General features: G+C 51.2%; 2 protein-coding genes. Both read left to right on the top strand.

The window, feature by feature from the left end:
* The first annotated feature begins 237 nt into the window (after nt 1-237).
* Entirely contained in the window at nt 238-975 is a 738-nt protein-coding gene (locus ABRP86_RS11405) for an NAD(P)/FAD-dependent oxidoreductase (RefSeq protein WP_349864444.1), read from the top strand.
* A gap of 366 nt (nt 976-1,341) precedes the next feature.
* A complete protein-coding gene (locus ABRP86_RS11400) occupies nt 1,342-2,127 on the top strand; it encodes a DUF4300 family protein (RefSeq protein ID WP_349864442.1) in 786 nt (261 codons plus the stop codon).
* Nucleotides 2,128-2,471 lie beyond the last annotated feature (344 nt).

The raw sequence follows: 2,471 nt of genomic DNA, 5'->3' as shown, positions 1-2,471 counted from the left end.
TGACTCACAATGAACATCCTCTCCTACGGACACAAAATCCGCACTAATCGGGTGTCCACTAAACGAGGGTAACCTCAGGCTTATCTCCTCATGCAGGTTGGGAACCTACACACAAACCATTAGACACTCTCTCGCGCAAATCGGTCTGTCGCGTTAGTGGACTCAGATCAGCCACGCAATAGGTTTAGCGAGCATTCCCACGGAGTTTTAGGATTCGAATCTGCATCGCCTATTCAAATGCTGGAAAGTGGCCGCCAAGAATTTCAATCGTTCGGCGGAGAGGTCATCCCTGAAACTGCGAAGTCGCTTATGCCTGCTGAGGACCACTCGCATAGGTGGAAAACCGAATTGGAAAGCGGCGACGTCATTTACTCGCGCCATGTAATCGTAGCTACAGGTATCACTGACAGATTGCCGGACACCCCTGGCCTTGAACAGTTGTGGGGCAACCGGGTCTTTCACTGTCCTTATTGCCATGGTTATGAGGCCAAAAATAAGAACCTGGTCGTTATTGGTGGGAAGAACCCTCTATTTACTTTCCGTATAACGAAGCTGCTCACTAAGTGGACGGATCGAGTGACTTTCTATCCACATGGGCTGGAGCTTTCCCAGGAAGAAAAACGCCTTATGGAATCGCTAGGAATCACAATTGAACCTAATTTGGTGCAAGGGGTTAGAGAATCTGAACGCTTTGATGGCGGCGTAATACTTGACGTCGGGCAGGAAACGAAAGAATACGAAGCTTGTTTTACCGGTCCCGAATTTGTTCCTAATGACTCACTACTTAAGCAAGCCGGATGCGCTGTAGAACACGGTTGGGTTAAAGCGGACTCTGGGATGACGTCACTGGAGGGTATTTGGGCTGCAGGAAATGTCGTAAGCTCCCCAGACCAAATGCCGCAAGCCATGGGCGCTGGAGCCGCCGTTGCCATTAAGGTGGATCAGAAGATGTTTGATGAGGATATCTCCGGCTAAAGGATTTATACTTTTGTTGCTCATGCTGGAGATTGGATAGTGGTGGCTTCTCCTCAAAGAGCAAACAAGTGGTGAACCGAGATGCGTTGGGAGTCCTTGCTGCCCGATTTTTCGAGGGGCTATCTTGTGTGGGCCATTTTTCGCTAGCATGTGATGATGCGCTTTTCCTACCTGGCTGTCCCTACCGTGACAGCGTGTTTATTGTTAGCGGCTTGCTCGAATCCAGATAGTGGGGAGACGAATCAGGCTGCGAATAGTTCCGACTCTGCGTCGACCTCCAGTGCCGGCGCACAGTCAAAGGCGGCGAGCGAACAGCACACGGAGATTCCGACCGCAGATGCCGATGCGGCGCAGCTACTGGCGGGGATGACTATTAGCAATCTCGTCGATAAGCAATCGCAAGAGGTGGCCCGCACTGCGCTTGCCGATGCCGGAGTGCCACAACAAAGCATCGATGGCTTTTTTGAGCTGGTAGACGAATACAACACTGCTGTACCGACGGACAGCATGGTGACCGAAGGCTTCGCGGAGTACGGGACGCAGGACCCAGAATACGATGTGGAGGCCATTTCAAAGGCGTGGAATGATCACCATGCGGATTATGTGGGTACCAATTGCCGCATCAATACCTTTGCCCTGGCGGATTCGCTCTTTTCCGTTGATGACCAGGACAACCCCAATGACTCCTTGTTGTTCCTAGACCAACAGTCCCTAGATAATGCGCCGGATCAAATCTTTGATGAAGCCGAGCGCGCCAAGTTTGAGGCCTTCTATGGGAATGTGGAAACTACCATGGAGCAAGATCCCGGACAGCACATTGCCGATATCAAGGCTTATTTTAAAGACCGCGGCATCGAGTTTGCGGATACAGATGCCCGAGTGGTGTCGGTATTCTCGCACGATACCTTGACAGAACCGGCCACGCTTTTCATCGGGCATACCGGCGTTGCCGTGCCGTATGAGGATGGCTACCTATTCTTGGAGAAGCTTGCCTTCGACATGCCTTATCAGGCGGTGACGGTGAAGGATATGCAGCAGCTTAATGATTACCTGATGCATAAATACGATGACGGCCCCGATCTGGAATACGGCCAACCCGTTATCTTTGACAATGATGACGTGATAGAAGGAATGCGCTACGCCAAGAAGTAAAAGGGCAGATTACCCCTGTGTGACAGTAATGAACTGCTTTCCACCACGAGGCACGTGACGTTTAGTAGCTAAACCACGGCGGAATAGTTCGAATACTCGCGGCGGGAAGTATTTTGCCGCCTATCCGAACAGTTGCTGCATATTCAGGCGTCAGTGGGTGATATAGGAACCTTGGCAGTTGAATTCTTCTTTTTAAGCGATGCGCGGTCTAAACGACAGAATGTGTTGTTGCGGTTGCACCGTTAGGAGAAACAGACCATCAACCAAAGGACCTGACCCCCAGATGGTGGACACCTTGAAACCAGCATCTCGCTGGGGAAGTGAGGTACCTTTCCACCATGCCA

Origin of the sequence: Corynebacterium sp. KPL3927, from assembly GCF_040225835.1 — a bacterium.
Classification (GTDB): Bacteria; Actinomycetota; Actinomycetes; order Mycobacteriales; family Mycobacteriaceae; genus Corynebacterium.
The sequence above is the reverse complement of the archived record's forward strand: the minus strand, read 5'-3'. Positions and strand labels throughout refer to the sequence as shown.